Below are 24,959 nucleotides of genomic sequence, written 5' to 3'. Positions count from 1 at the left end.
GCATGAAGCATAGTTCGGGCAATTTTACCAGATGCGAATCTAAATCGAATTGATAACGATTATCATTTACAGGAATTTACGTTTCTCCTACAATGACTAAGTTGTTGGCAATTTATGCCATCCGGCGCGCGTTTCCAGGCCCGCCGGCGCCCACCCACCGTCAAAGAAGAGAAGCAGATGGCACCGATCAAAAGCCGCAAGCACGCGCAATCCCGTTTCAATCAACACATGAGCGTCGCGCTGGCCGCGCTGCTGGTGCCGGTGGCCGCCCATGCCGCCGAGGCCCCTCAGACCCCTCAGACCCCTCAGACCCGCACCCTGCCGGAAGTCCAGGTGGTGAGCAAGACCGGCGAAGAAACCGTCAACGACTTCAAGGCCGAGCGCGCCGCGTCGCCGAAATACACGGAACTGCTGATCAACACCGCGCAAACGATCACCGTCATCAAGAAAGAACTGATCCAGCAGCAAGGCGCGCTCACCCTGACCGAAGCGCTGCGCAACACGCCCGGCGTGGGCACCTTCTTCCTCGGCGAAAACGGCAACACCACCACCGGCGACAGCATCTACATGCGCGGCTTCGATTCCTCGACCAGCATTTTTGTCGATGGCGTGCGCGACATCGGCTCGATTTCGCGCGACGTCTTCAACGTCGAGCAGCTCGACGTGCTCAAGGGACCGGCCGGCACCGACACCGGGCGCTCCTCGCCGACCGGTTCGGTCAACATGGTGACCAAGCAAGCCGTGATGGAATCCGGCACGACCGGCTCAGTGATCGCCGGCAGCGGCAAGCAAAAGCGCGCCACGGTCGACTACGCCCAGGTGCTGAGCGCCGAAAAAGGCATCGCCCTGCGCCTGAACGCGCTGGCCCAGGATAGCGGCGTTCCCGGACGCGATGTCGTCAAGGACAAACGCTGGGCGCTGGCACCCTCGCTCGCCTTCGGCCTGAACGGCCCGACCCGCATCTACCTGAACTACCTGCACGTGAACCAGGACAACGTGCCCAACGGCGGCGTGCCGACCATCGGCTTGCCGGGTTACACCAGCCCGGACGCGCGCGCCTTCCTGACCAGCGCGCCGCGCGTCGATCCGCGCAACTTCTACGGTTCCGTGACCGACTACGACGAAGTCAAGGCCGACATGTTCACGGTCAAGGTCGAGCATGACTTTGCACCGAACGTGAAGCTGCAAAACACCACGCGCTACGGCAAGACGTCGCAGGATTACCTGCTGACCGCTTTCATGGGCAATAGCGCCAACCTGAAAACGCCGAACCCCAACGACCCGGCCAGCTGGACCATCACGCGCGGCAACCGCACGGTCAAGGACCAGAGCAACACGATCCTCACCAACCAGAGCGTGGCGACGGTAGGCATGGACCTGGGCGGCATGAAGCACACCTTCGTGGGCGGACTGGAACTGACCAGCGAAGAGCAGACCACCTTCGGCTACCTTGGCGCCGGCACGATGGCGGTCGATTCGCTGTACGCGCCGAATCCATCCTCGCCGATCACCGGCCTGAACCTGGTGCGCAATGGCGTGAGCACCAATTCCAAGGTCGATACCCAGAGCCTGTACCTGTTCGACACCATCAAGCTGGGCGAGAAGTGGATCTTCAACGTGGGCGGCCGCATGGACCACTTCAACGTGAACTACAACGCGACCAGCCTGTCGACCGCCTCCGCCAATCCGGCGCTGCCGGTCGGTACCCTGCTGCCGACCGCGCTCAAGCTGAGCGATACGGTGGGCAACGGCAAGGTATCGGCGCTGTACAAGCCGACCGCCGCCAGCAGCGTGTATGCGCTGGTGGCAACGTCCAAGCAGCCGCCGGGAACCAACCTGGCGCTGTCGGCGTCGGCCAATAGCGCGTCGAACCCGAAATACAATCCGCAGCAATCGACCACGACCGAAATCGGCACCAAGTGGGATTTCCTCAAGCAAAAACTGTCGCTCACGGCGGCGCTGTACCGCACCACGGTCAAGAACGAGCTGGAGCAGGATCCGGTGGACCTGGTGTACTACCAGACCGGCCGCAAGCAAGTCAAAGGCATCGAGCTGGGCGTGACGGGTGAAGTGGCGCGCAACTGGCTGGTGAGCGCCGGCTATGCCCGCATGGATACCGAAGTGAGCAACGGCAAGGTCGTGACCGCCAGCGGGATCAATAACCTGAACTACACGCCGAAAGATGCATTCACCTCGTGGACCTCGTACACCCTGCCGATGGGCCTGAAAGTGGGCGGCGGCGCGCGCTATGTCGGCAAGCTGCTGCGCGGTACCGATGGCGCGGTGGGTACGCCGGCGTTTGCCGATGCCTACTGGGTGGTCGATGCGATGGCGTCGTACACCGTGAGCAAGAACCTGGACGTGCAGCTGAACGTGTACAACCTGGCGGACAAGCAGTACATTGCGCAGATTAACAAGAGCGGTTACCGCTACACGCCGGGCGCGCCACGCTCGGCCAGCCTGATGGCCAACTTCCGCTTCTAAACGCCTTACCGGCATCGCCAGACACCGTCATGTCCGCCATTGGCAGGCATGACGGTGTTTGACTTTCCACTTCCTTCGTCACCATTTTATTGCCATGATGCTCCATATTCCCCACGTGCTCAGTCCCGACCAGCTTGCCGCCATGCGGCGCGCGCTCGACAGCGCCGACTGGACCGACGGCCGCGCCACGGTCGGCGCACAAGGTGCACAGGTCAAGCACAACCAGCAACTGCCGGCCGAAGCCCCCCTCGCCGCCGAACTGGGCCGCATCATCCTGGCCGCCCTGGCCGCCAATCCCCTCTATTTCGCCGCCGCCCTGCCCCTGCGCACGGTGCCGCCGCTGTTCAACCGCTACACCGGCGGCGAACACTACGGCGCCCACGTGGACGGTGCCGTACGCAATGTGGCCGGCAGCGCCTTGCCGCTGCGTACCGACCTGTCCTGCACCCTGTTCCTGTGCGAACCGGAGGACTACGATGGCGGCGAACTGATCATCAACGATACCTACGGCGTGCATGAAGTCAAGCTGCCGGCCGGCGACATGATCGTCTACCCCTCGTCCAGTGTGCACAAGGTCGAGCCGGTCACGCGCGGCAGCCGCGTCTGTTCCTTTTTCTGGGTGCAGAGCATGGTGCGCGACGATGGCCGCCGCGCCATGCTGCTCGAACTCGACCAGACGATCCAGCGCCTGCGCGCCCGCCTTGGCGATACCGAGGAAACGGTCGGCCTGACCGGGCATTATCACAACCTGCTGCGGATGTGGTCGGAGATCTGAACTGGACTTTCGCATCTAGATAATTTATTCTAGATGCATTCCCACCAGTCTATTTCCCCATGTCCGAGCCGTCCGCCCCGCCCAAGCCCACCGCATCGGAACTGGAGATGCTGCGCCTGCTGTGGCAACTCGGTCCGGCCAGCGCCAAACAGGTGCACCAGGCGGCCATCGCCAGCCGCCCCGACATGGCGTACGCGACCGTGCTGCGCCTGCTCCAGCTGATGCACACCAAGGGCTTGCTCACGCGCGACGAAAGCGCGCGCGCGCATGTGTACGCGCCGGCGCAGCCGCAGGATTCGCTGCAGACCAGCCTGATCAGGGAATTGATTCACAAGGCGTTTTCGGGTTCAGGCAAGGAACTGGTGCTGGCGGCGCTGCGCGGGCATGTGAGCGCGCGCGAACGGGCGGAGATCCAGGCGATTCTGGATCAGGAAAAGCCTCCCGCCGGAAAAGCCTGAGCACGATCTGGTGCGCTCCATCGCTCTGCCGTGTAATCGGGAAAATTCAGGTTCAGGGCTTGCGTCAATGTATTCTGGGATGGACGAAGAAGGCCTCATGATTGCATGAGTTCCTTAGGTAGTCTCCGGCGATTTTCCGGTAGGATGTACGCTAACGTCGCGCCGCTGTATGTCTTAGTGGACATTTGTTGGCGCGGACAATGTCGATATCCACAGCGAAAACATCCTCCGAAATGACTAACGTCTCGCCAAATACTGCTGAAACTGCGCTGCATGTTCATTTCAATCTCTCTTCGGGGACAGTTTGCAGAGTCACGCCCACTTGCGATATCGACGCGATTGGCTTCACTCTCACTGATGAGGAAATTATCGGGCTGAGCGGTGCGCCGACTGGGTCTGTTGTGACGGCCTATTTCGAGCCAGAACCAGCAATCGATGCCAGTAAAATTAATGACGGCAACAAGGTTGAAGAGGTGCCGCCGGGCCTGTACTTAAAAGTCCTGAATCCCGACTACATCGGAACATACAATCAAGTCATTCTCTACCCCATTGAGGCTGACAATGATCGCATTGCCGTTGGTATCTACATCAAGCTTGTGGATTTCTTACCGAAAGCTGCTGACAAGAAAAGTTTTACGGGGATTGGCGGGTACATGGTTGCGGCGATCGCACGGGCTGCCCGGCCTAACCCAGACATCCTTGAAATTCGTTTGCAGGCTGCGGGCGGCCGCTCATGGAATGACCGGACGGAGGGCGGCCGCTGGTATGGATACGCCGCGTGGCCAAAGTATGGTTTTGACATGCCGGTACATCAACTAACCACGTCAATGTATCCATTTTTCAAGTATGAACCACCTAAGCTGGCCGCTTGCGTGTATGTCTCCGAGGTGCTAGCCTTAGGCAAGTCTGGGGCAGAATTCTGGAAGACCGTGGGTGATGGGTGGGATATGACGTTCAACCTGGATCCTGGCGGAAAATCGCTTCCTGCATTGTCCAGCTATTTGAAATTCGAGGTGTGAAATGACGAAACCTTTCCACATTGCGCGTCTGAAGCCGCAAAAAAAAGAACAGAACAGCGGGTCACCGGCCGGCGCTTCCAAGATGCTCAGCGAAGAACGTGTGACACTGCGGAATAGCGCTCCCGCTGGCGTTGGAAAAACTCAGGCAACGCAGCCAGCAGCAAGTGTTGTCCGCTCAGTTTCTGGACGTGAAATTGCGCGGCCAAAAGTTCTCCTCTATCGGACCGGTGAGAGTTACGCATCGCGCAGCCAAAACGCCCTCAAGAAAACGATTGTCAATACGGAATTGCCATCAGATTTAGTTGAGTAGACCGGCTTAAGCGGGCGCTGGCACTTTCCGTACAATTCCCACACTGTCCAGTTCATAGCTGGCAAAATCCTGCGCCAGGAACAGCTTGCCCGCGTAATGCTGGCGCGCCTCCGCTTCCAGTTCCGCCATGCCTTCCGGATTGTCGTAACGCGCACTGAAATGGGTCAGGATCAGGTTCGGCAAGCCGCATTCGGTGGCGAACTGCGCCACACGCTGCACGGAACTGTGGGTCGGCCCGGGGCCTACCTTTTGCAGGATCGCTTCGGTATAAGTCGCCTCGTGCACCAGCACCTGGGCATCGGCGCAAGCCTGGCCGAGCAGCGCCGGGGTATCGTTGTCGCCGCCGATCACCGCCACCGCGCGCTGCACATCGGCCACGCGGACATCGGCGGCCGCCAAGGTCGTCCCGTCGTCCAGCGTCACATCGTGACCGGCCTGCAATTGCCCCCACAGCGGACCGGATGGCACGCCGCGCGCGCGCAAGGCCGCGCTGTCGAGCTTCCATTTGCAGGTCTCCACGGCGAAGCGAAAACCGACGCTCGGCGCCCGGTGCGACAAGTGATGCCGTTCGATCGTCAGGCCCGGCTCCTGATGAACCTGCTGCTCGCCGGCGACATCCACATGGATCAGCGCAAACGGCAGGAACAGTTCGGTATGCAGCATGGTCGCTTCCAGCCACGCTTTAACGCCCAGCGGCGCGACCAGGATCAGCGGGCGCTTGCGTCCGCCCATGGCCGCGCTGGCCAGAAAGCCGGGCAAGCCGTAACTGTGGTCGCCGTGAATGTGGGTGATGCAAATGCCGGCCAGGTCATGCACTGTGAGGGGAATATGCTGCAGGCGATGCTGGGTGCCCTCGCCGCAGTCGATCAGCCACCAGTCGCGGTTCAGGGAGGTCTGCAGCGCCAGCGCGGTGACGTTGCGGTTTTTGGTTGGCACGCCCGAGGACGTGCCGAGAAAGGTCAGTTTGAACATGCCGCATTATGCGCCAGCGCTAAAGCCGGCGCCAGTGCAGGCCGGACCGCCTTGCGCGAGCGGCCACACGGCAGCGTCGGCAGCGACGCCGCTCGTCTCAGCCCTGGCGGGCCTTGCGGGCGCGACGGGCGCCGAAGCCCACCACCGCCAGGCCCAGCGAGAGCATCGCGTACGAGGCCGGTTCCGGCACGGCCGTGGTGATGAACTGGCCACTGAAGTAGGCATCGCGCGTACCGTGCACGCCGCTCAGATTGATTTCGACGTAATCGGCGCCGACCGTCAAGCCGTAACCGACCAGATTGGTGTCGACGATCAACGATTGCAAGGATGCGCCATTGCTGAAGTCGAGATCGGTCAGGCGAAACACAATCCCGTTGCCCCAGGCGAAAGGATTGCGGTAATCCATGGTGAAGCGGTCGGCATCGACATCGAGCGTATAGGCGACGCTGTAGCTTTTCTGATCGGCCGCCCCGTTCTCGACGACAAACGGGCTGTCCAGGCCGAATCCCGTGATCCGGCCGACACCTTTACCGGTGTCGATGGTCCGGTACATGCCGGCGTCGACCGTATCTCCCAGCAAGGATGCATCGGCGCGCGCATCCGCAATCAAAACCAGTCCCAACAATACTGACAACAACTTCATTCCTGTCTCCTTATAGTTATTTTCATAATTTTCCTGCAACGCGAAATTAACATAAAGCAGCTTGTATGTACAACTTTGTTGTTGCCGCGCGAGCCCACAACGCACCGTACGGAAATCCACCTGTCCTTGCGTTTCTTTACAATATGATAAAAATCCACAGCGCAGCACGCTGAACACTGAAAGGAATTGCACATGTTCGAGATGGACCATCCCTGGTGGGAATTCGTCGTGCGCGGCGCGGCCGTGTATCTGATCCTGCTGGTCATGGTGCGCGTGTCCGGCCGCCGCACGGTGGGCCAGTTCACGCCCTTCGACCTGCTGGTGGTGATGCTGCTGAGCGAGGCCGTGTCCAACTCCCTGACCGGCGGCGATCAATCGCTCATTGGCGGCTTCATCGTGGCGGCGGTGCTGGTGGGACTGAACATGACGATGTCGTTCCTGTCATCGCACAGCAAGAAAATGTCCGACATTCTCGACGGCAGCGCCGTGCTGCTGGGACGCGATGGCGAACTGTACGACAAGGTCATGAAACGCTGCCGCATTTCACGCGAAGAGGTCGACCAGGCCCTGCGCTGCTCCGATTGCGACATCAAGGACATGCGCTGCGCGTTTCTTGAAGCCGATGGGCAAATCACCATCCAGAAGAAATAGCACTGTTGCCGCCGGGGCCGTCGTGCCGCAGCGGAAGACTATATGAAGCGCTTCGCCCATGCGGGGATTGCCGCTTGCCAGAACGCGCTGATCGAGGCTGGCGGCGCAAGCGGCAGTTGCAGGAAGGCGGCCGCCGCTTGCAGTGCGCCCAGGGCTTGCGCTTCACTGTCGGGAGCGACCGCCAGCGCGCCGGTTTGCTTGGACAGCTTTTCGCCATCCGCATTGCGCACGACCGGCACGTGCAGATAACGCGGGGTAGGCACGCCCAGCAGTTGCTGCAGATAGATCTGGCGCGGCGTCGAATCGATCAGGTCAGCGCCGCGCACGATGTCGGTAACGCCCTGCTGCGCGTCATCGACGACCACGGCAAGCTGGTAGGCCCAGAAGCCATCGGCGCGCTTGAGCACGAAGTCGCCCGACTCAGTCGCCAGATGCTGCGCCACCCGTCCGGCGGCGCGGTCGGTAAACGTGATCAGGTCGGTATTTGCCGTGGTGGCGGGACTAGCAGTGCAGCCGGCCGCATCGGGCACCCGCATGTCGGGTACCCGCATGTCGGGTACCCGCATGTCGGGTACCCGCATGTCGGGTACCCGCATGTCGGGCACCCGTACGCGCAGGCTGCGCATGGTCTTGCCTGGCGCCAGGCCATGACGGCAGGTTCCGGGATAGATGGCCGAGCCATCGGGTGCGGTGCCGACGCGGGAATCGGCGATTTCGCGGCGGTTGCAGCCGCAGGGATAGACATGCGCGCCAAGTTTATCGGCGGCTTCCTGGTATAGCAGTTTGCGCCGGCTCTGCCAGACCACATCGCCATCCCAGTCCATGCGCAAGGTGCGCAGCAAGGCCAGCATGGCTTCGCCTGCGCCCGGCACGCTGCGGCCTTCATCCACGTCTTCGATCCGCACCAGCCACTGGCCGTGATGGGCTTTGGCGTCCAGGTAGCTCGCCATGGCCGCCACCAGCGATCCCTGGTGCAGCGGACCGCTGGGCGATGGCGCGAAGCGGCCAATATAGGGAGTTCGGTTTTGCACGTGCTGGCTTTGCGCTGGGCCTTATTTCACGGACGGAGCCGCCTCAAAATCCTTGATCGTTTTAGTCACCTTGTCCGCCACCGGATTGGGAACGGCGATCGAGAGCTGATAATGCTCGATCTCGAATCCCTTGTCGGTCTTGCGCAACACGCCGCTGGCCTGGCACACGCCCATCTGGGTATCGAGCAGTTCATCGAACCAGATGAAGTTCTTGTCCGCCGACATATACACATTCCGTTTCGTGGCTTTGAAAGACCATGCCTTGCCCTTGTCGAAGAAGCGCTTGGCCCAGGCCTTGAACTGGTCCCGGTTCCACAGCTCGGTCTTGTCGGTGCCGATATACACGCCGTTCGCTGCCATCTTGTCGAAATAGGCCGGACGGGCATGCGCGGCGTCATCGTGCCATTCATCGATAAAGGCATTGATCTGTTTGGTATAGGGCGCAGCGGGGTCGGACGCTTGTGCGAACGCACCCAGGCTGAACATGAACAGGATGCAGGCCAGCAGTGTTTTCTTCATTCTGACTTTCCAGGGGCAATGAGCGGGACGAGACGCGATTGTACACGCACCGGCGTGGCGCCGGCGCCGCCGGCACAGCGGGCGCGAGCATGCATGGATATTATCTTTTATTAACGCAGGCAATCTAATATTCCACCACCAGCATCATCGTATATGTTTTTACTCTGGCTAAAACAAACGCCCGATTATTACCGGCATATGAACAGCGGATAAATTCCCCGATACTCATTTTTTATCGCCAAAATGAACGCCGCAATCGATTTCATCGCCGGAATAATGTGGTATCGTTAAATCAGCTGATATGAAAATCAGCCGAAACAGACGATCTTCCTTTTTGCATTATCAACGCTCCCACATGCCGCCCGCACCCAGGGGCATATCCATTCCGAGGACTTTGCAGATGAAATTACTTGTAGCTGTTGGAACACTGGCGCTGGCGTCCGTGACGCAGGCGTATGCACAAACCGTTCCCACGGCGACTTTTGGCACTTACCAAAAACCCTTTGCCGCCGATTCGCTCTGGAATTCCTATCCGGTCAATCCGGCATTCGACACCTGGGAAATCCCGGCCACCACATGGAATCCGGCGATTCAGGCCGGCGCTTACTCGTCCGGCATTTTCGAGGCGAAAGCGTCGGACCCGCAGATGCTGATTTATCCGGTGGCCGGCAAGAGCGGCGTGGTCGATACCGACACCGAGATGTCGACCCCGACCTACACCATCCCCCATTGGCCGGCGAACACCGTCCCCGCGACGGGCAGCGATGGCCATGCCGATATCGTCGATGCGAGCCTGAACCGGATCTATTCTTTTTCCAACCTGAAGAAAAACACCGAAGGCAAGTGGACCGCGACCCGGGTGTCGTGGACGCCCTTGAACGGCACCGGCTGGGGCGACCCGGCCCATTACTATCAAGGTGCGCGCGCGGCCGGTCCGGCCCCAACGGGCGGCATGATCCGCATCGCCGAAGCCGGCGATACCAAACCCCTGTTCGAGCACGCCCTGTCCATGTCGCTCGATTTCACGGGATTGCTCGCCGGGCCCGACCGCTATACCTATCCGGCGACAGCGGCCGACACCCCCATAGCGAACAAGCCGAATACCGGCCGGATTCCCGAAGGCGCGCGCGTCATGCTGCCGCCCAATTTCGACCTGAGCAAAATTACCGATGCGCGCCTGCTGAAGGTCGCCAGGACGTTGATGAAGTACGGCGCCTACGTGGTCGACCGCAACGACAATACGCCGTTCGCGATCTACGTGGAAATCGGCGCGCCGTGGGGTGCTTCGCCGCCCGACCAGCTCAACCTGGTGCGCAAGAGCCTGCGCCGGGTGCTCGGCCAGACTGGCCACATCGACGGCAACGGCAAGCCGCGCGTGCCCGAGACGCACGTCAACCTGCTCTCGCTGCGTGGCGCCTGGCTCCTGATCGATGGCGTCGGCGCGCAAGGCGTGTACGACACCTTCAGCCAGTCCGTGGTGTGGGGCACGACCACCACGCGGCCTATGACCCAGATCAACTACTCGAACTGGGGCCTGGGCCGGGTCGCGAACAAGTACCCAAGCGCGCCCAAGCGCTACAAGCTGTCGGTCGAGTCGACCAGTGGCACCACCATGAGCATGACGATGCAGGTGGGCACCGTCAAAACCACGACCGCGCAACTGGGCAATGGCCAGAGCGCGACGGTGGTCTGGCCCGATAAAGCCACTGCCTTCTTCACCGCCAAGAAACCGGTGGGCGGACCGGCGCGCCTGAAAGCGCGCCTGGTCGAGCTGTCGGCAGGCGAGTAATCACGCCAGCAGGGCAATAAAAAAGCGAGCCCAAGGCTCGCTTTTTTCAATGACAACGCAAACCGATCAGCGTTTGTCGATCGGCTTCACGTCGCGCGTCGGCGAGCCGACGAACAGCTGGCGTGGACGGCCGATTTTTTGCTCTGGATCGGAAATCATTTCGTTCCATTGCGCGATCCAGCCGATGGTGCGCGCCATCGCGAAGATACCGGTGAACAGCGATACCGGAATACCCAGCGCCGATTGCACGATGCCCGAGTAGAAGTCGACGTTCGGGTACAGCTTGCGCGATACGAAGTAGTCGTCTTCCAGCGCGATTTTTTCCAGCGCCATGGCCAGCTTGAACAGCGGGTCGTCCTGCAGGCCCAGCTCTTCCAGCACTTCGTAGCAGGTTTCGCGCATCAGCTTGGCGCGCGGGTCGAAGTTCTTGTACACGCGGTGACCGAAGCCCATCAGCTTGACGCCGGAATTCTTGTCTTTCACCTTGGCGATGAACTCAGGAATCTTGTCGACGGTACCGATTTCTTTCAGCATGTTCAGTGCCGCTTCGTTCGCACCACCGTGCGCCGGGCCCCACAGGCAGGCGATGCCGGCAGCGATACAGGCGAACGGGTTGGCGCCCGAGGAACCAGCCAGGCGAACGGTCGAGGTCGACGCGTTTTGCTCGTGGTCCGCGTGCAGGATCAGGATGCGGTCGAGTGCGCGCACCAGCACTTCGTTGACAACGTATTCTTCGCACGGATTGCCGAACATCATGCGCATGAAGTTGGCGCTGTACGACAGGTCGTTGCGCGGGTACACGAACGGCTGGCCGATCGAGTATTTGTACGACATCGCGACCAGGGTCGGCATCTTGGCGATCAGGCGGATCGCCGATACTTCGCGGTGATGCGGGTCGTTGATGTCGAGCGAGTCGTGGTAGAACGAGGCCAGCGCGCCGACGGTTCCCACCAGCACCGACATCGGGTGCGCGTCACGGCGGAAGCCGCGGAAGAAGAATTGCATCTGCTCGTGCACCATGGTGTGCTTGGTGACGGTATCGCTGAACTTCAGGTTTTCTTCTTTGTTCGGCAGTTCGCCGTTCAGCAGCAGGTAGCAGGTTTCCAGGAAGTCGCAATTGACGGCCAGTTGCTCGATCGGGTAACCGCGGTACAGCAGCTCGCCCTTGTCGCCATCGATGTAGGTGATGCTCGAGTTGCAGGCGGCGGTCGACATGAAGCCCGGGTCGTACGTGAATTTGCCGGTCTGGGCGTACAGCTTGCGGATGTCGATGACGTCCGGGCCAACGGTGCCCTTGTAAATCGGCATGTCGATGGGCGTGCTGCCATCGGAAAACGACAGGGTGGCTTTGGTATCAGAGATGTTCATGGCACTTCCTTCTTGGGAGGTGAGGTCTACAAAATAAAAAATACGAAACTCGTCGGGCTATGCCACGGGCTTGCGCCACGGGCTATTGCCACGTTCACGCTTGCCGCAGGCGCGACAGCAAGGCGCGCACATGCGGCAAGTCGACTTCACCTTCGGGCTCTTTGCGCGCCAGCAGCAGGTCCATCAGCGGATTGTCCGCCAGATCGAGCAGCCGGGTCAGCGCGTCGACTTCGTCATCGGTCATCCCTTCCTCATGCGCGTCAAGGAAGCGCGTGAGGATCAGGTCGTTTTCGAGCAAACCCCGGCGGCTGCGCCAGCGCAGTCGCGAGCGGTTGGCCGGGTCGGATTGGTGCGTATTCACTCTAGAGTCCGTCGTTGGGTCAACACTATACTCCGCCTGCCGGATTTCGGCAGTACGGTACTTTTACTGTATTGCTTGCAACAATTCACCACAATCGACCATACCGGACGGCATGTAAATCCGCCCCGGATGGCAAGCGGGCGCGACGCGGACAAGCGTGTCCGCGCCGCGCCCGCCATGGCGGTTTGCCATGCTGCCTTAGACAGCGCGGCGAACCATCAATTCCTTGATCTTGCCGATCGCCTTGTTCGGGTTCAGCCCCTTCGGACAAACGTCGACGCAATTCATGATCGAGTGGCAGCGGAACAGGCGGTACGGGTCTTCCAGGTTGTCCAGGCGCGCGCCGGTGTCTTCGTCGCGGCTGTCGGCGATGAAGCGGTAGGCTTGCAAGAGGCCGGCAGGACCGACGAACTTGTCCGGATTCCACCAGAACGACGGGCACGACGTCGAGCAGCAGGCGCACAGGATGCACTCGTACAGGCCGTCGAGCTCTTCGCGCTCGGTCGGGGTCTGCAGGCGCTCTTTTTCAGGCGGAATCGAATCGTTCACCAGGTAGGGCTTGATCGAATCGTACTGCTTGAAAAACTGCGTCATGTCGACGATCAGGTCGCGGATCACCGGCAGGCCGGCCAGCGGACGCAGGACGATCGGCTGGGTCAGCTCGTTCAGGTTGGTGGTGCAGGCCAGGCCGTTCTTGCCGTTGATATTCATCGCGTCCGAACCGCACACGCCTTCACGGCAGGAGCGGCGCAGGCTCAGGGTATCGTCCACGTCCGACTTGATGCGCTGCAGGGCGTCGAGCAGCATCTTGTCGGTGTCCTGCAGCTCGACGGTCACGTCTTGCATGTACGGCTTGGCATCCTGGTCGGGATCGTAGCGGTAGATTTTCAGTTTTACGGTGCGTGTCATGTTCTGACCTTAGAAAGTACGTGGTTTCGGCTTGAAGGTATCGACCGTCAGCGGCTTGGTGATCACAGGCTTGTACTCGAGGCGGTTGTTCTCCGAGTAGAACAAGGTGTGCTTCATCCAGACGTCGTCGTCGCGGTTCGGGAAGTCGCTGTGGGCGTGCGCGCCGCGCGATTCCTTGCGTGCCACTGCCGATGTGATGGTCGCTTTCGCCGTTTCAATGAGATTATCCAGTTCCAGCGCTTCGACGCGCGCGGTGTTGAACACCATCGACTTGTCCTTGAACGAGACGTGCTTGCGGCGCTCGTCGAGCACCATGATCTCTTTGTAGCCCTGGTTGAGCAGCTCGTCGGTGCGGAACACGCCGCAGTATTTCTGCATCGTGGAACGGATATCGTTGGCCACGCCCTGCACTTTTTCGGAACCGGTCGAGGTTTCCAGGCGGTTCATGCGATCGAGCGCAAAGTCGGCCGCATCCTTCGGCAAAGGCTTGTTTTCCTTTTGCTTCAGGTTCGATGCCACCACGTGGTTGCCGGCCGCGCGGCCGAACACCAGCAGGTCGAGCAGCGAGTTGGTGCCGAGGCGGTTGGCGCCGTGCACCGAGACGCAGGCGCATTCGCCGATCGCGTACAGGCCGTTCACCACGGCGACCGGATTGCCATCTTTTGGCGCGACGACCTGGCCGTGGATGTTGGTCGGGATGCCGCCCATCTGGTAGTGAATCGTCGGCACCACCGGAATCGGTTCCTTGGTGGCGTCGACGTTGGCGAACTTGTGGCCGATTTCGAGAATCGACGGCAGGCGCTTGGCGATGGTGTCGGCGCCGATGTGGCGCAGGTCCAGCAGCACGTGGTCCTTGTTCGGACCGCAGCCGCGGCCTTCCTTGATTTCCTGGTCCATCGACCGCGACACGAAGTCGCGCGGCGCCAGGTCTTTCAGGGTCGGCGCATAGCGCTCCATGAAGCGTTCGCCATTGCTGTTGATCAGGATGCCGCCTTCGCCGCGCACCCCTTCGGTAATCAGGACGCCCGCGCCGGACACGCCGGTCGGGTGGAACTGCCAGAATTCCATGTCTTGCAGCGGCAGGCCGGCGCGCGCCGCCATGCCCATGCCGTCGCCGGTGTTAATGAAGGCGTTGGTCGAGGCGGCGAAGATGCGCCCTGCTCCGCCGGTGGCGAAGATGGTGGTCTTCGCTTCCAGGATCATGCATTCGCCGGTTTCCATTTCGAGCGCCACGACGCCCACGCAATCGCCATCGGCGTCGCGGATGATGTCGATCGCCATCCACTCCACGAAGAAGTGGGTGCGCGCGCGCACATTACGCTGGTACAGCGTGTGCAGCAGCGCGTGGCCGGTACGGTCGGCCGCCGCGCAGGCGCGCTGGACCGGCTTTTCGCCGAAGTTGGCGGTGTGTCCGCCGAACGGACGCTGGTAAATCGTGCCATCCGGATTGCGGTCGAAGGGCATGCCGAAGTGTTCCAGCTCGTACACGACTTTCGGTGCTTCGCGGCACATGAATTCGATCGCATCCTGGTCGCCCAGATAGTCGCCACCCTTGACGGTGTCGAACATATGCCAGTACCAGTCATCTTCCGACATATTGCCGAGGGACGCGCCGATGCCGCCCTGGGCCGCGACCGTGTGCGAACGGGTCGGGAAGACTTTGGACAGCACGGCCACGTTCAGGCCGGCTTCAGCCAGTTGCAGGGATGCGCGCATGCCCGAGCCGCCGGCGCCGATGATGACCGCGTCGAAACGGCGGGTAGGAAGTGCTTTTTTGATTGCTGCCACGATTAAACGCTCCAGAGAATTTGTACAGTCCATGCGGCGCAGCCAATCAGCCACAGGATGGTGACCGCTTGCAGGGCCAGGCGCACGCCGACCGGTTTGATGTAATCCATCCAGACGTCGCGCATGCCGACCCAGGCGTGGTAGTACAAGCCGGCGAAGGTCACCAGGCTGAACAGCTTGAACCACTGTTGCGAGAACAGGTGGGCCCAGCCTTCGTAAGAGAAGTTGTCGCCGGTCAGGAAGGAGATCAGCAGGGTGAAGGTGTACACGGCCATCACGACCGCGGTGAGGCGCTGGGCCATCCAATCCTTCAGGCCGTAGTGGGCGCCGACGACCAGGCGGTTACGTCCGACATTATTCTTTGCCATCAAAACACTCCAAACAGTTTGAGACCAGCCAGTGCGGTCAGGATCAGGCTGACAACGAGCACGCTGACAGCGCTCTGGCGCGAGGAATCCTTCTCGATGCCCATGTGCATGTCCATGAACAGATGACGGAAACCTGCGCAGAAGTGGTGCATATACGCCCAGATCAAGCCCAGCAAGACCAGTTTGCACAGCGGATGCGAGAGGATGCCTTTGAAATAGTCGAACGACATTTCGGACTGGACGCTGTTCTGGAACAGATACAGCAGGAACGGCAGCATCAGGAAGATCGCCGCGCCGCTGATGCGGTGCAGGATCGACACGTAGGCGCCAGGCGTCATATTGTAATTCATCAAATCGGTAACATGAATGTTACGGATCTCGGGCCGTTCTTTTTTTGGAACTTCCTTCACGGCTTCGGACATGGCAGTACCTCCCCTTAGACTAACTAAATTGTAATGAACCCGCAATTTTCGCCCATTTTGCCCAAATGCACCAATATTCCTCTTGGGATTGGCACGTTCAGCAACAATATGGGCAGATGCTCGCTACTTTCTTATGATCAATGCATTTTAAACGGAACGGGCATTTTGTGCACCGCACCGTCGCTATGCGCCACCCTGAATCGAGGTTCAATCGCGGTTCGGCAACACTTATCTTGAAACTACGACAAGTCATTCTGGTAATGGTGGTGCGCGGTCAGGTACAGCCCGCGGCGCAGCTCGACCGCCTTGTCGCCGTAAGTGAACGAGACGCGCTCGGCGCACAGCAGCGGCGCGCCTTCCTGCACTCCGAGGAACTGGGCGGCGCCGGCGTCGGCCCCGAGCGCGCGGATTTTCTCGCTGGCACGGATCATGCGGGTGCCGAACTCGGACTCGAACAGCCCGTACATGGGACCCTTGTACTCGACCAGGCGTTCCGCGGTCAGGCCCTTGAACAGGAGGCCGGGAAGCCACATTTCTTCAAGAATTGTCGGCGTGCCGTCGAACGACATCACGCGCTTGATATACACTACGGAGTCGCCCGATTTCAAGTCCAGCAGGCGCGCCACTTCGGCCGGCGCGCGCATGCGCTTGACTTCGATGATCTTGTTGTCGGGATGGTGGGGCACGCCTTCATCGGGCATCAGGCGCAGGAAGCGGAAATGCGCGCGCGCCTCGTGGTGGGTGGCGACAAAGGTGCCCTTGCCCTGGCGCCGCAGCACCAGGTTTTCGGCGGCCAGTTCGTCGATCGCCTTGCGCACCGTGCCCTGGCTGACCTTGAAGCGGCCGGCCAGCTCGACTTCGCTGGGGATCATTTCGCCGGGTTTCCATTCGCCCGCCTGCAAGCCCTGCGTGATGAGCGCCTTGATTTGCTGGTAAAGGGGGCTGAAGGTCGGCGAATTGCCCGACGCGCCGGCGGAAGCGCCGGTCCCGCTGGCCGTTGTACCATGCAAGATCGGAGGGGTCGGGACTGGATTCATAGACCGGGATTTCACCACAAACGGGCGCGCCAGTCCAGTGCAATCGCCGGTGGCAGGTGTTTTATATAAGGTGTCTTATATAAGATATATGATACGAATTGACAGATCGCTGTCACGCGCCTACACTCGCGGTCGATCCGGCATACGCGCGTATCGCCCCACGGTTTTGCGACGGGGACGGGAAGTTCCGGCTGTGGTGTCCGATGTCGGTATCCGATTTTGGTATCATTACGGTTTTCCCGAACAAGCGTATCCTCAGCTTCGACCGTTTTCTTTCCCACTTTGGAGATTCATCATGGCTAAAACCCCACTGCGCGTTGCTGTCACCGGCGCTGCCGGCCAGATCGGCTATTCCCTGCTGTTCCGCATCGCGAACGGTGACATGCTCGGCAAAGACCAGCCAGTCATCCTGCAATTGCTGGAAATCGCCGACGAGAAAGCCCAGAAAGCGCTCAAGGGCGTCATGATGGAAATCGACGACTGCGCCTTCCCGCTGCTGGCCGGCATGAGCGCCCACGCCGACCCGATGACTGCCTTCAAGGATGCCGATTTCGCCCTGCTGGTCGGCGCCCGTCCACGCGGTCCTGGCATGGAGCGTAAAGACCTGCTCGAAGCCAATGCCCAGATCTTCACGGTGCAAGGCAAGGCGCTCGACGCCGTCGCGTCGCGCAACGTCAAAGTGCTGGTGGTCGGCAACCCTGCCAACACCAACGCCTACATCGCCATGAAATCGGCGCCCTCGCTGCCGGCCAAGAACTTCACCGCCATGCTGCGCCTGGACCACAACCGTGCCCTGTCGCAAATCGCGTCGAAAACCGGCAAGCCGGTCGCCTCGATCGAAAAACTGTGCGTGTGGGGCAACCACTCGCCAACCATGTACGCCGACTACCGTTTCGCCCAGATCGATGGCGCATCGGTCAAGGAAACCATCAACGACGACGCCTGGAACCGCGACACCTTCCTGCCAACCGTCGGCAAGCGCGGCGCGGCGATCATCGAAGCGCGCGGCCTGTCGTCGGCAGCGTCGGCCGCCAACGCCGCCATCGACCACATGCACGACTGGTACCTCGGCACCAACGGCAAGTGGACCACCATGGGTATTGCTTCGGATGGTTCGTACGGTATCCCTGAAGGCACCATGTTCGGCTTCCCGGTCACCACCGAGAATGGCGAATACACGATCGTGCAAGGTTTGCCGATCGACGAGTTCTCGCAAGAACGCATCAACCTCACACTCAAGGAACTGACCGAAGAGCGTGAAGGCGTTGCCCACCTGCTGGCCTGAGTTTCAACGCGGCCGGATTCGTGGATCCCGTAACCCCACCGATTCGCCGCACGCGCCGTGCCGCCCCGAGCGGCACGAGCGCTGCTGTACCTGAGAAAATGAACATGCATCCCTCCGAGGTTTTATTCCAGGGCAAACGCCAGCCTTTGCTGCTCCCCGCCTGCGACCACTATGCAGGCTCCGAAAAGCTGATGCTCAAGTCGATGGCCCTGCAACAAGAGTTTGGCCCCCTGTTCGACATCACGTTCGACTGCGAGGACGGCGCCACCGCCGGCTCCGAGCCCGAACACGCCCAAATGATCGTGCGCCTGCTCAACGACGACGGCAACCGCCACAACCGCATCGGCGTGCGCGTGCACGACGTGGCCAGCCCGTTTTTCGACGCCGACCTGTCGCTGATCGTGGGCGGCGCCGCCCAGCGCCTGGCCTACATCGTGCTGCCCAAGATCCACAGCGCGGCCGAAGTCGCGCGCGCCATCAAGACCATCAACCAGCATGCCACCAAGGCCGGCCGCAGCACCCCGCTGCCGGTGCACGTGCTGATCGAAACCCACGGCGGCCTGCGCGAAGCCGATGCCATCGCCGCCCTGCCCCAGGTCGAGTGCCTGTCGTTCGGCATCATGGATTTTGTGTCGAGCCACTACGGCGCCATTCCCGGCGCGGCCATGCGCACCCCGGGCCAGTTCACGCACCCGCTGGTGGTGCGCGCCAAGCTCGAGATGGCGGCCGCCTGCCACGCGCACGGCAAGGTGCCTTCGCATAACGTGACCACCGACATCAAGGACAGCGCCGTGGTGGCCAACGATGCCCAGCGCGCCGCCGCCGAATTCGGCTTTACGCGCATGTGGAGCATCCACCCCGACCAGATCAAGCCGATCCTCAAGGCCTTCACGCCGCGCCTGTCGGAAGTGAACGAAGCGACCAATATCCTCACCGAAGGCAAGAACGCCAACTGGGGCCCGATTTCGCAAAACGGGCGCTTGCACGACCGCGCCAGCTATCGCTATTATTGGACGGTGCTGCAGCGCGCGAAGCTGGCGGGCCTGGCCCTGCCCGACGCCGCCGCCGCGCTCGTCAACGACCCACAACCCGCCACCTGAACGGATCCATCCCGATGACCACCCTGATCAAGAACACCCTGCTCGCCTGCTCGCTGGCGATGGCAGCGGCCACGCTGTGCGCGGCCCCGTCGGCCCAGGCGGCCGAACCGAAAAAGACCGTCAAGGCCACGGCCAAATCGAAGAGCCATCCGAAGGCGGTCGACGTGGTCGGCAGCGAGCCGGAACCGGACATCAGCGGCACCACCACCACCGACTTCAACTGCGAACTGGGCAACAAGGTCACGACCTACCACAACGACAGCGACGACGGCCACATCGCGCTGCGCTGGAAAAAACGCCTGCACCGCCTCACCCGCGTGGGTACCACCACGGGCGCCAAGCGCTTTGAAAACCCGCTCTTCGGCCTGGTCTGGATCGGCATTCCGGCCAAGGGCATGCTGCTCGATTCGCGCCTGAACCGCCAGCTGGCCAATGAATGCAAGAACGCCGAGCAGATGAAGCCGCTTGTCGACACCCCGGTGGCGCCCGTCGCGGCCCCGGCGCCCATGCCGGCGCCAACCCCGGCATCGGGCGAACTTGCAGTACCAGCGGTGCCGCCCCTGGCGGCGCCGGCGGCGCTTGACGCCCCTGCAGCAAAAAAAACGAACTGAAACAAGGGGGCCTCGAACAGCCGCAGCGAGCGGCGCAAGTGTCGTTTGAGAAGCGCAGCCGTACGAAGGTACGGTGAGCATCGCAGGACGATCATTGCGCCGCGCAGCAGGTTGGTCGAGGTTCCCTAATAAAATACCCCACTGAAGGAGAGGTCATGTCCCGCAACACTCTGAACACGCTCAAGGATTTCAAACTGTCGGCCGGCCAGAAAGGCAAGTTCTACTCGCTGCCGGCGCTCGAGAAAAGCCTTGGGGTGAATGTCTCGCGCCTGCCGTTGTCGATCCGCCTGGTCCTCGAATCCGTGCTGCGTAACTGCGACGGCAAGAAGGTCACGGAAGAACACGTCAAGCAATTGGCGAACTGGGCGCCAAACGGCGAACGCACCGACGAGATTCCTTTCGTCGTGGCCCGCGTCGTGCTGCAAGACTTCACCGGCGTGCCATTGCTGGCCGACCTGGCCGCGATGCGCAACGTCGCCAACAAGATGGGCATGAACCCGAAAAACATCGAGCCGCTGGTACCGGTCGACCTGGTGGTCGATCACTCGGTCACCATCGACCACTACCGCGAAAAGAACGCGCTCGACCTGAACATGAAGCTGGAATTCTCGCGCAACAACGAGCGCTACCAGTTCATGAAGTGGGGCATGCAAGCCTTCGACACCTTCGGCGTGGTCCCACCGGGCTTTGGCATCGTGCACCAGGTCAACCTGGAGTACCTGGCGCGCGGCGTGCACAAGGCTGGCAACACCTACTACCCTGACACCCTGGTCGGCACCGACTCGCACACCACCATGATCAACGGCATCGGCGTGGTCGGCTGGGGCGTGGGCGGCATCGAAGCCGAAGCGGGCATGCTGGGCCAGCCGGTCTACTTCCTGACCCCGGACGTGATCGGCGTGAACCTGACCGGCGCCCTGCGCGAAGGCTGCACCGCGACCGACCTGGTGCTGACCATCACCGAAATGCTGCGCAAGGAAAAAGTCGTCGGCAAGTTCGTCGAATTCTTCGGCGCCGGCACCGAAACGCTGTCGCTGACCGACCGCGCCACGATCGCCAACATGGCACCGGAATACGGCGCGACGATGGGCTTCTTCCCGGTTGACGACGCCACCATCGAATACTTCGAAGGCACCGGCCGCACCACCGAGGAAATCACCGCGTTCAAGAACTACTTCAAGGCGCAGAACCTGTACGGCGTGCCGCAAGAAGGCGACATCGACTACACCCGCGTGGTCTCGCTCGACCTGGCCACGGTGACCCCGTCGCTGGCCGGCCCGAAGCGTCCGCAGGACCGTATCGAAATCGGCAACGTCAAGAACAACTTCATCGAACTGTTCTCCAAGCCGACCACCGAAAATGGGTTCAACAAGAACCCGGCCGACCTGACCAACCACTACGAAACCACCAACGGCGTGCACGTCAAGAACGGCGACGTGCTGATCGCGGCAATCACCTCGTGCACCAACACCTCCAACCCGAGCGTGCTGCTGGCCGCGGGCCTGCTGGCCAAGAAAGCGGTTGAAGCCGGCCTGACGGTCGCTCCCCACATCAAGACCTCGCTGGCCCCCGGCTCGCGCGTGGTCACCGAGTACCTGACCGCCGCCGGCCTGCTGCCGTACCTGGAGCAGCTCGGCTTCGGCGTGACCGCCTACGGCTGCACCACCTGCATCGGCAATGCCGGCGACCTGACCCCGGAACTGAACGCGGCCATCGCCGAGAACGACATCGTGGCCTCGGCTGTGTTGTCGGGCAACCGTAACTTCGAAGCACGGATCCACCCGAACATCCGTTCCAACTTCCTGGCCTCGCCGCCGCTGGTCGTGGCCTATGCCATCGCCGGCAACATGACGCGCGACCTGATGACCGAACCGGTCGGCAAGGGCACCAACGGCAAGGACGTCTACCTGGGCGACATCTGGCCGACCTCGAAAGAAATCGGCAAGCTGATGAAGTTCGCGATGAACTCCAAGGTCTTCAAGGCCAACTACGCCGACGTCAAGGGCGCACCGGGCAAGCTGTGGGAAAACGTCACCACCACCACCGGCCAGGTCTACGACTGGCCGAAGTCGACCTACATCGCCGAGCCGCCGTTCTTCGACGGCTTCGAGATGATCCCGAAAGCGGCAGCGACCGGCATCACCGGCGCGCGCGCACTGGGCGTGTTCGGCGACTCGATCACCACCGACCACATTTCGCCGGCCGGTTCGATCCAGGAAAGCGGCCCTGCGGGCAAATGGCTGCTGGCCAATGGCGTGCAGAAGGCGGACTTCAACTCCTACGGTTCGCGCCGCGGCAATCACGAGATCATGATGCGCGGCACCTTTGCCAACGTGCGTATCAAGAACCGCATGATTCCTGCCAAGGCCGACGGTTCCGCGGTTGAAGGCGGCATCACGATTCACCAGCCGAGCGGCGCCCAGATGCCGATCTACGACGCAGCCATGAAGTACGTGGCCGACGGCGTGCCGACCATGGTCTTCGGCGGCGAAGAGTACGGCACGGGTTCCTCGCGCGACTGGGCGGCCAAGGGCACCCAGCTGCTGGGCGTGAAAGCGGTCATCACCCGCTCGTTCGAGCGTATTCACCGCTCGAACCTGGTGGGCATGGGCGTGCTGCCGCTGCAATTCATCGGCGACGACAGCGTGCAGACCCTGAACATCACGGGTAACGAAGTGTTCGACCTGAAGGGCCTGGAAGGCGAGATCAAGCCGCAGCAACTGGCGACCCTGGTCATCACGCGCGCCAATGGCGACGTACAGGAAGTCAAGGTGCTGCTGCGTATCGATACCCCGATCGAAGTCGATTACTACAAGCACGGCGGTATCCTGCCATTCGTGCTGCGCCAGCTGCTGGCCGCGTAATTCCCGACGCCCTGCGCCCGCGCGGGGCTGGATCAAAAAACGCCGGATTCGTCCGGCGTTTTTTTTCGTCCGCAGCGTTGCGGCAAGGCCGGGCAAGCGCCCACCCCCCCCTCCCGCTCACCTTTTCTTCACACTTCTTGCGCCGTCTTCATGGGGAAGGGACGAATGAACTACAATACGGCCGATAAGGGTTTATCATTGTTACGACATTATTGATCCGTTCATTCACTTACAAAGACTCTTATACGCCATGCGTCGTCCAACCAAAGATACATCCCATAAGTTGTCGGCCGAGAGCCAACGCCTGGTCAGCATCAGCCAGGCGATCGTCCAGGCGTCCAGCCGCATTGAAGAACGGGCCTGGGAGCGCCAGCTCGACACCCACCTCCAGCGCCTGCTCAAGACCGGCCACCAGGATACCGTCGACACCACCCTCAACGTGCTGTTCAAGGAAGACCTGAACGCCTACGACACCCTGATGGAGGGGGTCGAAGCGGTCAGCGAATCGTCGACCATGGTCGAGCAGCACGATGGCGCCGAACAGACCTTCCAGGCATTGCTGGTGGCGGCGCCAATCCTGGCGTGGACGCGTTTTTCGATCGCTTCCGGCAGCATTCCGGCCGAGCTGCTGCAGACCCTGTCCGCCCACTTCTCGGCCCACCTGCTGGCCGATGGCGTGCAGATGGCCATGGCGCCGACCCTGTTCTCGATCGACCAGCTGCCGCGCACCCACGCCGAAACCTATACCACCACGCACAAGCTGGCCCAGGCCGCGCACAAGGGCACGGCGGTCAAGCCGATCGCCAAGCCGGCCGAGACCGCGCCGTTCCTGGCCGACACGCGCTACCTGATGGTGGCCATCGTGGCGCCGCTGGGCGCGCCGCTGTTCCGCTGGCAGGAGCCGCAGTTCCAGTCGAGCTTCATGGTCGAACGCGCGAATGCGCTCGAACAGTGGCGCGCGCAGGCCGGCCCGACCATCACCCGCCTGCTGCCGGGCTGCGGCGTCGAACTGCTGCTGCCCGAAGCGTATTACGTGGCGTGCCGCGAAGCGGATAAGCTGATCCGTCCGGTATCGGTGCGTGCCGCCGTGCATTACCTGACCAATACCCTGGGCGTGGAAGCGTCCGACCTGCGCGCCGTCATTGCCGGCTTCGGCGATGAATCGGCCGAAGGCCAGATCGACGAGTACCGGGTCGGCTTCACCATGCGCCAGACCGCCGATGTGATCTACGGCATCGTGTGGCCGCTGTACGGGCAGGAAGATGAAGACGGCACGCCGGTGGAAGGCTTGTCGGCCGCCGCGCTGGGCGGCATGGCCGAGCCGAAGGCGCCGCTCGACGAGATCATCGGACACCTGAACGAAGCGGGCGTCACCCACATCAAGCGCCATAACGAGCGTTTCGTGACCGAGTATTGCGACGATTGCGACGCGCCCCTGTTTGCCGATCCGACTGGCGAACTGGTGCATGCGGAAATGCCGGAAGACGCGCCCGCGGGCAACGAGCATTTTCACTAAGCAGGTATTGCCTCATCCAGAACCCGGGTCCGCCCGGGTTTTTTTACGCCGCCCGCTTTCTTGGGCACGCACAAGATAACGAAATGCCAACACCCCTACACTCGCTGGGTGGTCCGTCCGGGCCGCATCAACGCACTGTGGAGAACAAGCATGGACGATATGATGATTCAGGTGGTGCCGGTGTTGACCGGATTTATCGATACTTTCATCACCTGGTTCCTGGCAATCGCCCGGGTTTTCAAGTGGTAGGCAAGCAGCCAGCGTAGTGCCGCAGCGCGTGGGCGCCCTGCCCACGCCGCCTCGCCCGCCGTGTTAACAGTGAGCCCGGCAGGCAAATCCATCGACGCCCCCGCACCCCGCATGATGCCGCTTCCAGGCATCAACCTCCCTTCTTCCCACGTGCCCAGGCCCGCCCATGTTGCAGCCCGACGACGGCTGCCACGGGTCCCGCCGCCTGTTGTTTCCGCACTACCGGCGGTAACAAAAATTGCACTTTTGCATCAAAAATAATGGTAAAATATCATGAACAAATGTCGCAAAGACGAGTGCAATCAATAACATCAGGCCCCGTTTCCCTGCACTTGCCCCACCCCGGATGTCGCGTTTTACCCCTCGCTCAGGCAGTCGGGTGACCGAGCTTGCCGCCTCAATTCTCCCGAATTGACTGACTTTGAATGAA

General features: G+C 61.4%; 24 protein-coding genes. 12 read left to right on the top strand and 12 right to left on the bottom strand.

Going from position 1 to position 24,959, the window contains the following annotated elements:
- Window positions 1-177 precede the first annotated feature (177 nt).
- The 5 genes from PO883_RS28010 to PO883_RS27990 all read left to right on the top strand — a co-directional run bounded on the left by PO883_RS28010 (window position 178) and on the right by PO883_RS27990 (window position 5,046).
- Window positions 178-2,484: a catecholate siderophore receptor Fiu gene (locus PO883_RS28010; RefSeq protein ID WP_289312683.1), complete on the top strand. Its 2,307-nt coding sequence runs from the start codon at window positions 178-180 to the stop codon at window positions 2,482-2,484.
- Window positions 2,485-2,578: 94 nt separating this feature from the next.
- Window positions 2,579-3,259, top strand: coding sequence for a Fe2+-dependent dioxygenase (locus tag PO883_RS28005; protein ID WP_289312682.1), 681 nt, complete (start codon window positions 2,579-2,581; stop codon window positions 3,257-3,259).
- A 59-nt stretch (window positions 3,260-3,318) separates the two neighbouring features.
- On the top strand, window positions 3,319-3,717 hold the full coding sequence (locus PO883_RS28000; RefSeq protein WP_289312681.1) for a BlaI/MecI/CopY family transcriptional regulator: 399 nt from the start codon (window positions 3,319-3,321) through the stop codon (window positions 3,715-3,717).
- A 200-nt stretch (window positions 3,718-3,917) separates the two neighbouring features.
- A complete protein-coding gene (locus PO883_RS27995) occupies window positions 3,918-4,736 on the top strand; it encodes a hypothetical protein (RefSeq protein WP_167089473.1) in 819 nt (272 codons plus the stop codon).
- A 1-nt stretch (window position 4,737) separates the two neighbouring features.
- A complete protein-coding gene (locus tag PO883_RS27990) occupies window positions 4,738-5,046 on the top strand; it encodes a hypothetical protein (RefSeq protein WP_167089475.1) in 309 nt (102 codons plus the stop codon).
- A gap of 6 nt (window positions 5,047-5,052) precedes the next feature.
- On the opposite strand, the gene PO883_RS27985 is transcribed toward PO883_RS27990, so the two are convergent.
- Window positions 5,053-6,018 (bottom strand): ribonuclease Z, encoded by a 966-nt coding sequence (locus PO883_RS27985; protein WP_289312680.1) that lies wholly within the window; start codon window positions 6,016-6,018, stop codon window positions 5,053-5,055.
- 97 nt (window positions 6,019-6,115) lie between these two features.
- Window positions 6,116-6,661, bottom strand: a complete 546-nt coding sequence (locus PO883_RS27980; protein WP_289312679.1) for a PEP-CTERM sorting domain-containing protein — start codon at window positions 6,659-6,661, stop codon at window positions 6,116-6,118.
- A gap of 192 nt (window positions 6,662-6,853) precedes the next feature.
- On the opposite strand from PO883_RS27980, the gene PO883_RS27975 reads away from it, so the two are divergent.
- Window positions 6,854-7,312 carry a DUF421 domain-containing protein gene (locus PO883_RS27975; protein ID WP_289312678.1) on the top strand — a complete coding sequence of 153 codons (459 nt, stop codon included), beginning with the start codon at window positions 6,854-6,856 and terminating at the stop codon, window positions 7,310-7,312.
- 38 nt (window positions 7,313-7,350) lie between these two features.
- On the opposite strand, the gene gluQRS is transcribed toward PO883_RS27975, so the two are convergent.
- The gene (gene gluQRS / locus PO883_RS27970; protein ID WP_289312677.1) at window positions 7,351-8,343 is read right to left on the bottom strand and encodes a tRNA glutamyl-Q(34) synthetase GluQRS; all 993 of its coding nucleotides are present in this window, start codon (window positions 8,341-8,343) and stop codon (window positions 7,351-7,353) included.
- A gap of 21 nt (window positions 8,344-8,364) precedes the next feature.
- On the bottom strand, window positions 8,365-8,862 hold the full coding sequence (locus PO883_RS27965) for a nuclear transport factor 2 family protein (protein WP_289312676.1): 498 nt from the start codon (window positions 8,860-8,862) through the stop codon (window positions 8,365-8,367).
- Window positions 8,863-9,262: 400 nt separating this feature from the next.
- Between PO883_RS27965 and PO883_RS27960 the strand changes: the two genes are divergently transcribed.
- Window positions 9,263-10,651, top strand: a complete 1,389-nt coding sequence (locus PO883_RS27960) for an Atrophin-1 multi-domain protein (protein ID WP_289312675.1) — start codon at window positions 9,263-9,265, stop codon at window positions 10,649-10,651.
- A 66-nt stretch (window positions 10,652-10,717) separates the two neighbouring features.
- Here the strand turns inward: PO883_RS27960 and PO883_RS27955 are convergent, their stop codons facing one another.
- The 7 genes from PO883_RS27955 to PO883_RS27925 form a co-directional block, all read right to left on the bottom strand.
- Window positions 10,718-12,019 carry a citrate synthase gene (locus tag PO883_RS27955; protein WP_289312674.1) on the bottom strand — a complete coding sequence of 434 codons (1,302 nt, stop codon included), beginning with the start codon at window positions 12,017-12,019 and terminating at the stop codon, window positions 10,718-10,720.
- A gap of 94 nt (window positions 12,020-12,113) precedes the next feature.
- Window positions 12,114-12,380 (bottom strand): succinate dehydrogenase assembly factor 2, encoded by a 267-nt coding sequence (locus tag PO883_RS27950; protein ID WP_167089491.1) that lies wholly within the window; start codon window positions 12,378-12,380, stop codon window positions 12,114-12,116.
- 198 nt (window positions 12,381-12,578) lie between these two features.
- Window positions 12,579-13,289, bottom strand: a complete 711-nt coding sequence (locus tag PO883_RS27945; protein WP_054263811.1) for a succinate dehydrogenase iron-sulfur subunit — start codon at window positions 13,287-13,289, stop codon at window positions 12,579-12,581.
- 9 nt (window positions 13,290-13,298) lie between these two features.
- The gene (sdhA, locus tag PO883_RS27940; protein ID WP_289312673.1) at window positions 13,299-15,077 is read right to left on the bottom strand and encodes a succinate dehydrogenase flavoprotein subunit; all 1,779 of its coding nucleotides are present in this window, start codon (window positions 15,075-15,077) and stop codon (window positions 13,299-13,301) included.
- 2 nt (window positions 15,078-15,079) lie between these two features.
- A complete protein-coding gene (sdhD, locus tag PO883_RS27935) occupies window positions 15,080-15,445 on the bottom strand; it encodes a succinate dehydrogenase, hydrophobic membrane anchor protein (RefSeq protein ID WP_289312672.1) in 366 nt (121 codons plus the stop codon).
- Complete coding sequence (gene sdhC, locus PO883_RS27930; RefSeq protein ID WP_206089484.1) at window positions 15,445-15,867, bottom strand: succinate dehydrogenase, cytochrome b556 subunit; 423 nt, start codon at window positions 15,865-15,867, stop codon at window positions 15,445-15,447. Before sdhC ends, sdhD begins: the two co-directional genes overlap by 1 nt.
- A 239-nt stretch (window positions 15,868-16,106) precedes the next feature.
- Window positions 16,107-16,904, bottom strand: a complete 798-nt coding sequence (locus tag PO883_RS27925; RefSeq protein WP_167089499.1) for a GntR family transcriptional regulator — start codon at window positions 16,902-16,904, stop codon at window positions 16,107-16,109.
- Window positions 16,905-17,199: 295 nt separating this feature from the next.
- Here PO883_RS27925 and PO883_RS27920 point away from each other — a divergent pair, with 295 nt between their 5' ends.
- The 5 genes from PO883_RS27920 to PO883_RS27900 all read left to right on the top strand — a co-directional run bounded on the left by PO883_RS27920 (window position 17,200) and on the right by PO883_RS27900 (window position 24,280).
- The gene (locus PO883_RS27920; protein ID WP_289312671.1) at window positions 17,200-18,189 is read left to right on the top strand and encodes a malate dehydrogenase; all 990 of its coding nucleotides are present in this window, start codon (window positions 17,200-17,202) and stop codon (window positions 18,187-18,189) included.
- 104 nt (window positions 18,190-18,293) lie between these two features.
- Window positions 18,294-19,289: a CoA ester lyase gene (locus PO883_RS27915; RefSeq protein WP_289312670.1), complete on the top strand. Its 996-nt coding sequence runs from the start codon at window positions 18,294-18,296 to the stop codon at window positions 19,287-19,289.
- Window positions 19,290-19,303: 14 nt separating this feature from the next.
- Window positions 19,304-19,900, top strand: a complete 597-nt coding sequence (locus PO883_RS27910; RefSeq protein WP_308606397.1) for a hypothetical protein — start codon at window positions 19,304-19,306, stop codon at window positions 19,898-19,900.
- A gap of 155 nt (window positions 19,901-20,055) precedes the next feature.
- On the top strand, window positions 20,056-22,764 hold the full coding sequence (acnA, locus tag PO883_RS27905) for an aconitate hydratase AcnA (protein WP_289312669.1): 2,709 nt from the start codon (window positions 20,056-20,058) through the stop codon (window positions 22,762-22,764).
- Between the two features lie 250 nt (window positions 22,765-23,014).
- Window positions 23,015-24,280 (top strand): DUF2863 family protein, encoded by a 1,266-nt coding sequence (locus PO883_RS27900; protein WP_289312668.1) that lies wholly within the window; start codon window positions 23,015-23,017, stop codon window positions 24,278-24,280.
- Between the two features lie 468 nt (window positions 24,281-24,748).
- Here the strand turns inward: PO883_RS27900 and PO883_RS27895 are convergent.
- Window positions 24,749-24,959: hypothetical protein (locus PO883_RS27895; RefSeq protein WP_289312667.1), on the bottom strand; the 211-nt coding region annotated here is incomplete at its 5' end.

It is taken from the genome of Massilia sp. DJPM01, from assembly GCF_030348125.1.
Classification (GTDB): domain Bacteria; phylum Pseudomonadota; class Gammaproteobacteria; order Burkholderiales; family Burkholderiaceae_D; genus Telluria_A; species Telluria_A frigida.
The sequence above is the reverse complement of the archived record's forward strand: the minus strand, read 5'-3'. Positions and strand labels throughout refer to the sequence as shown.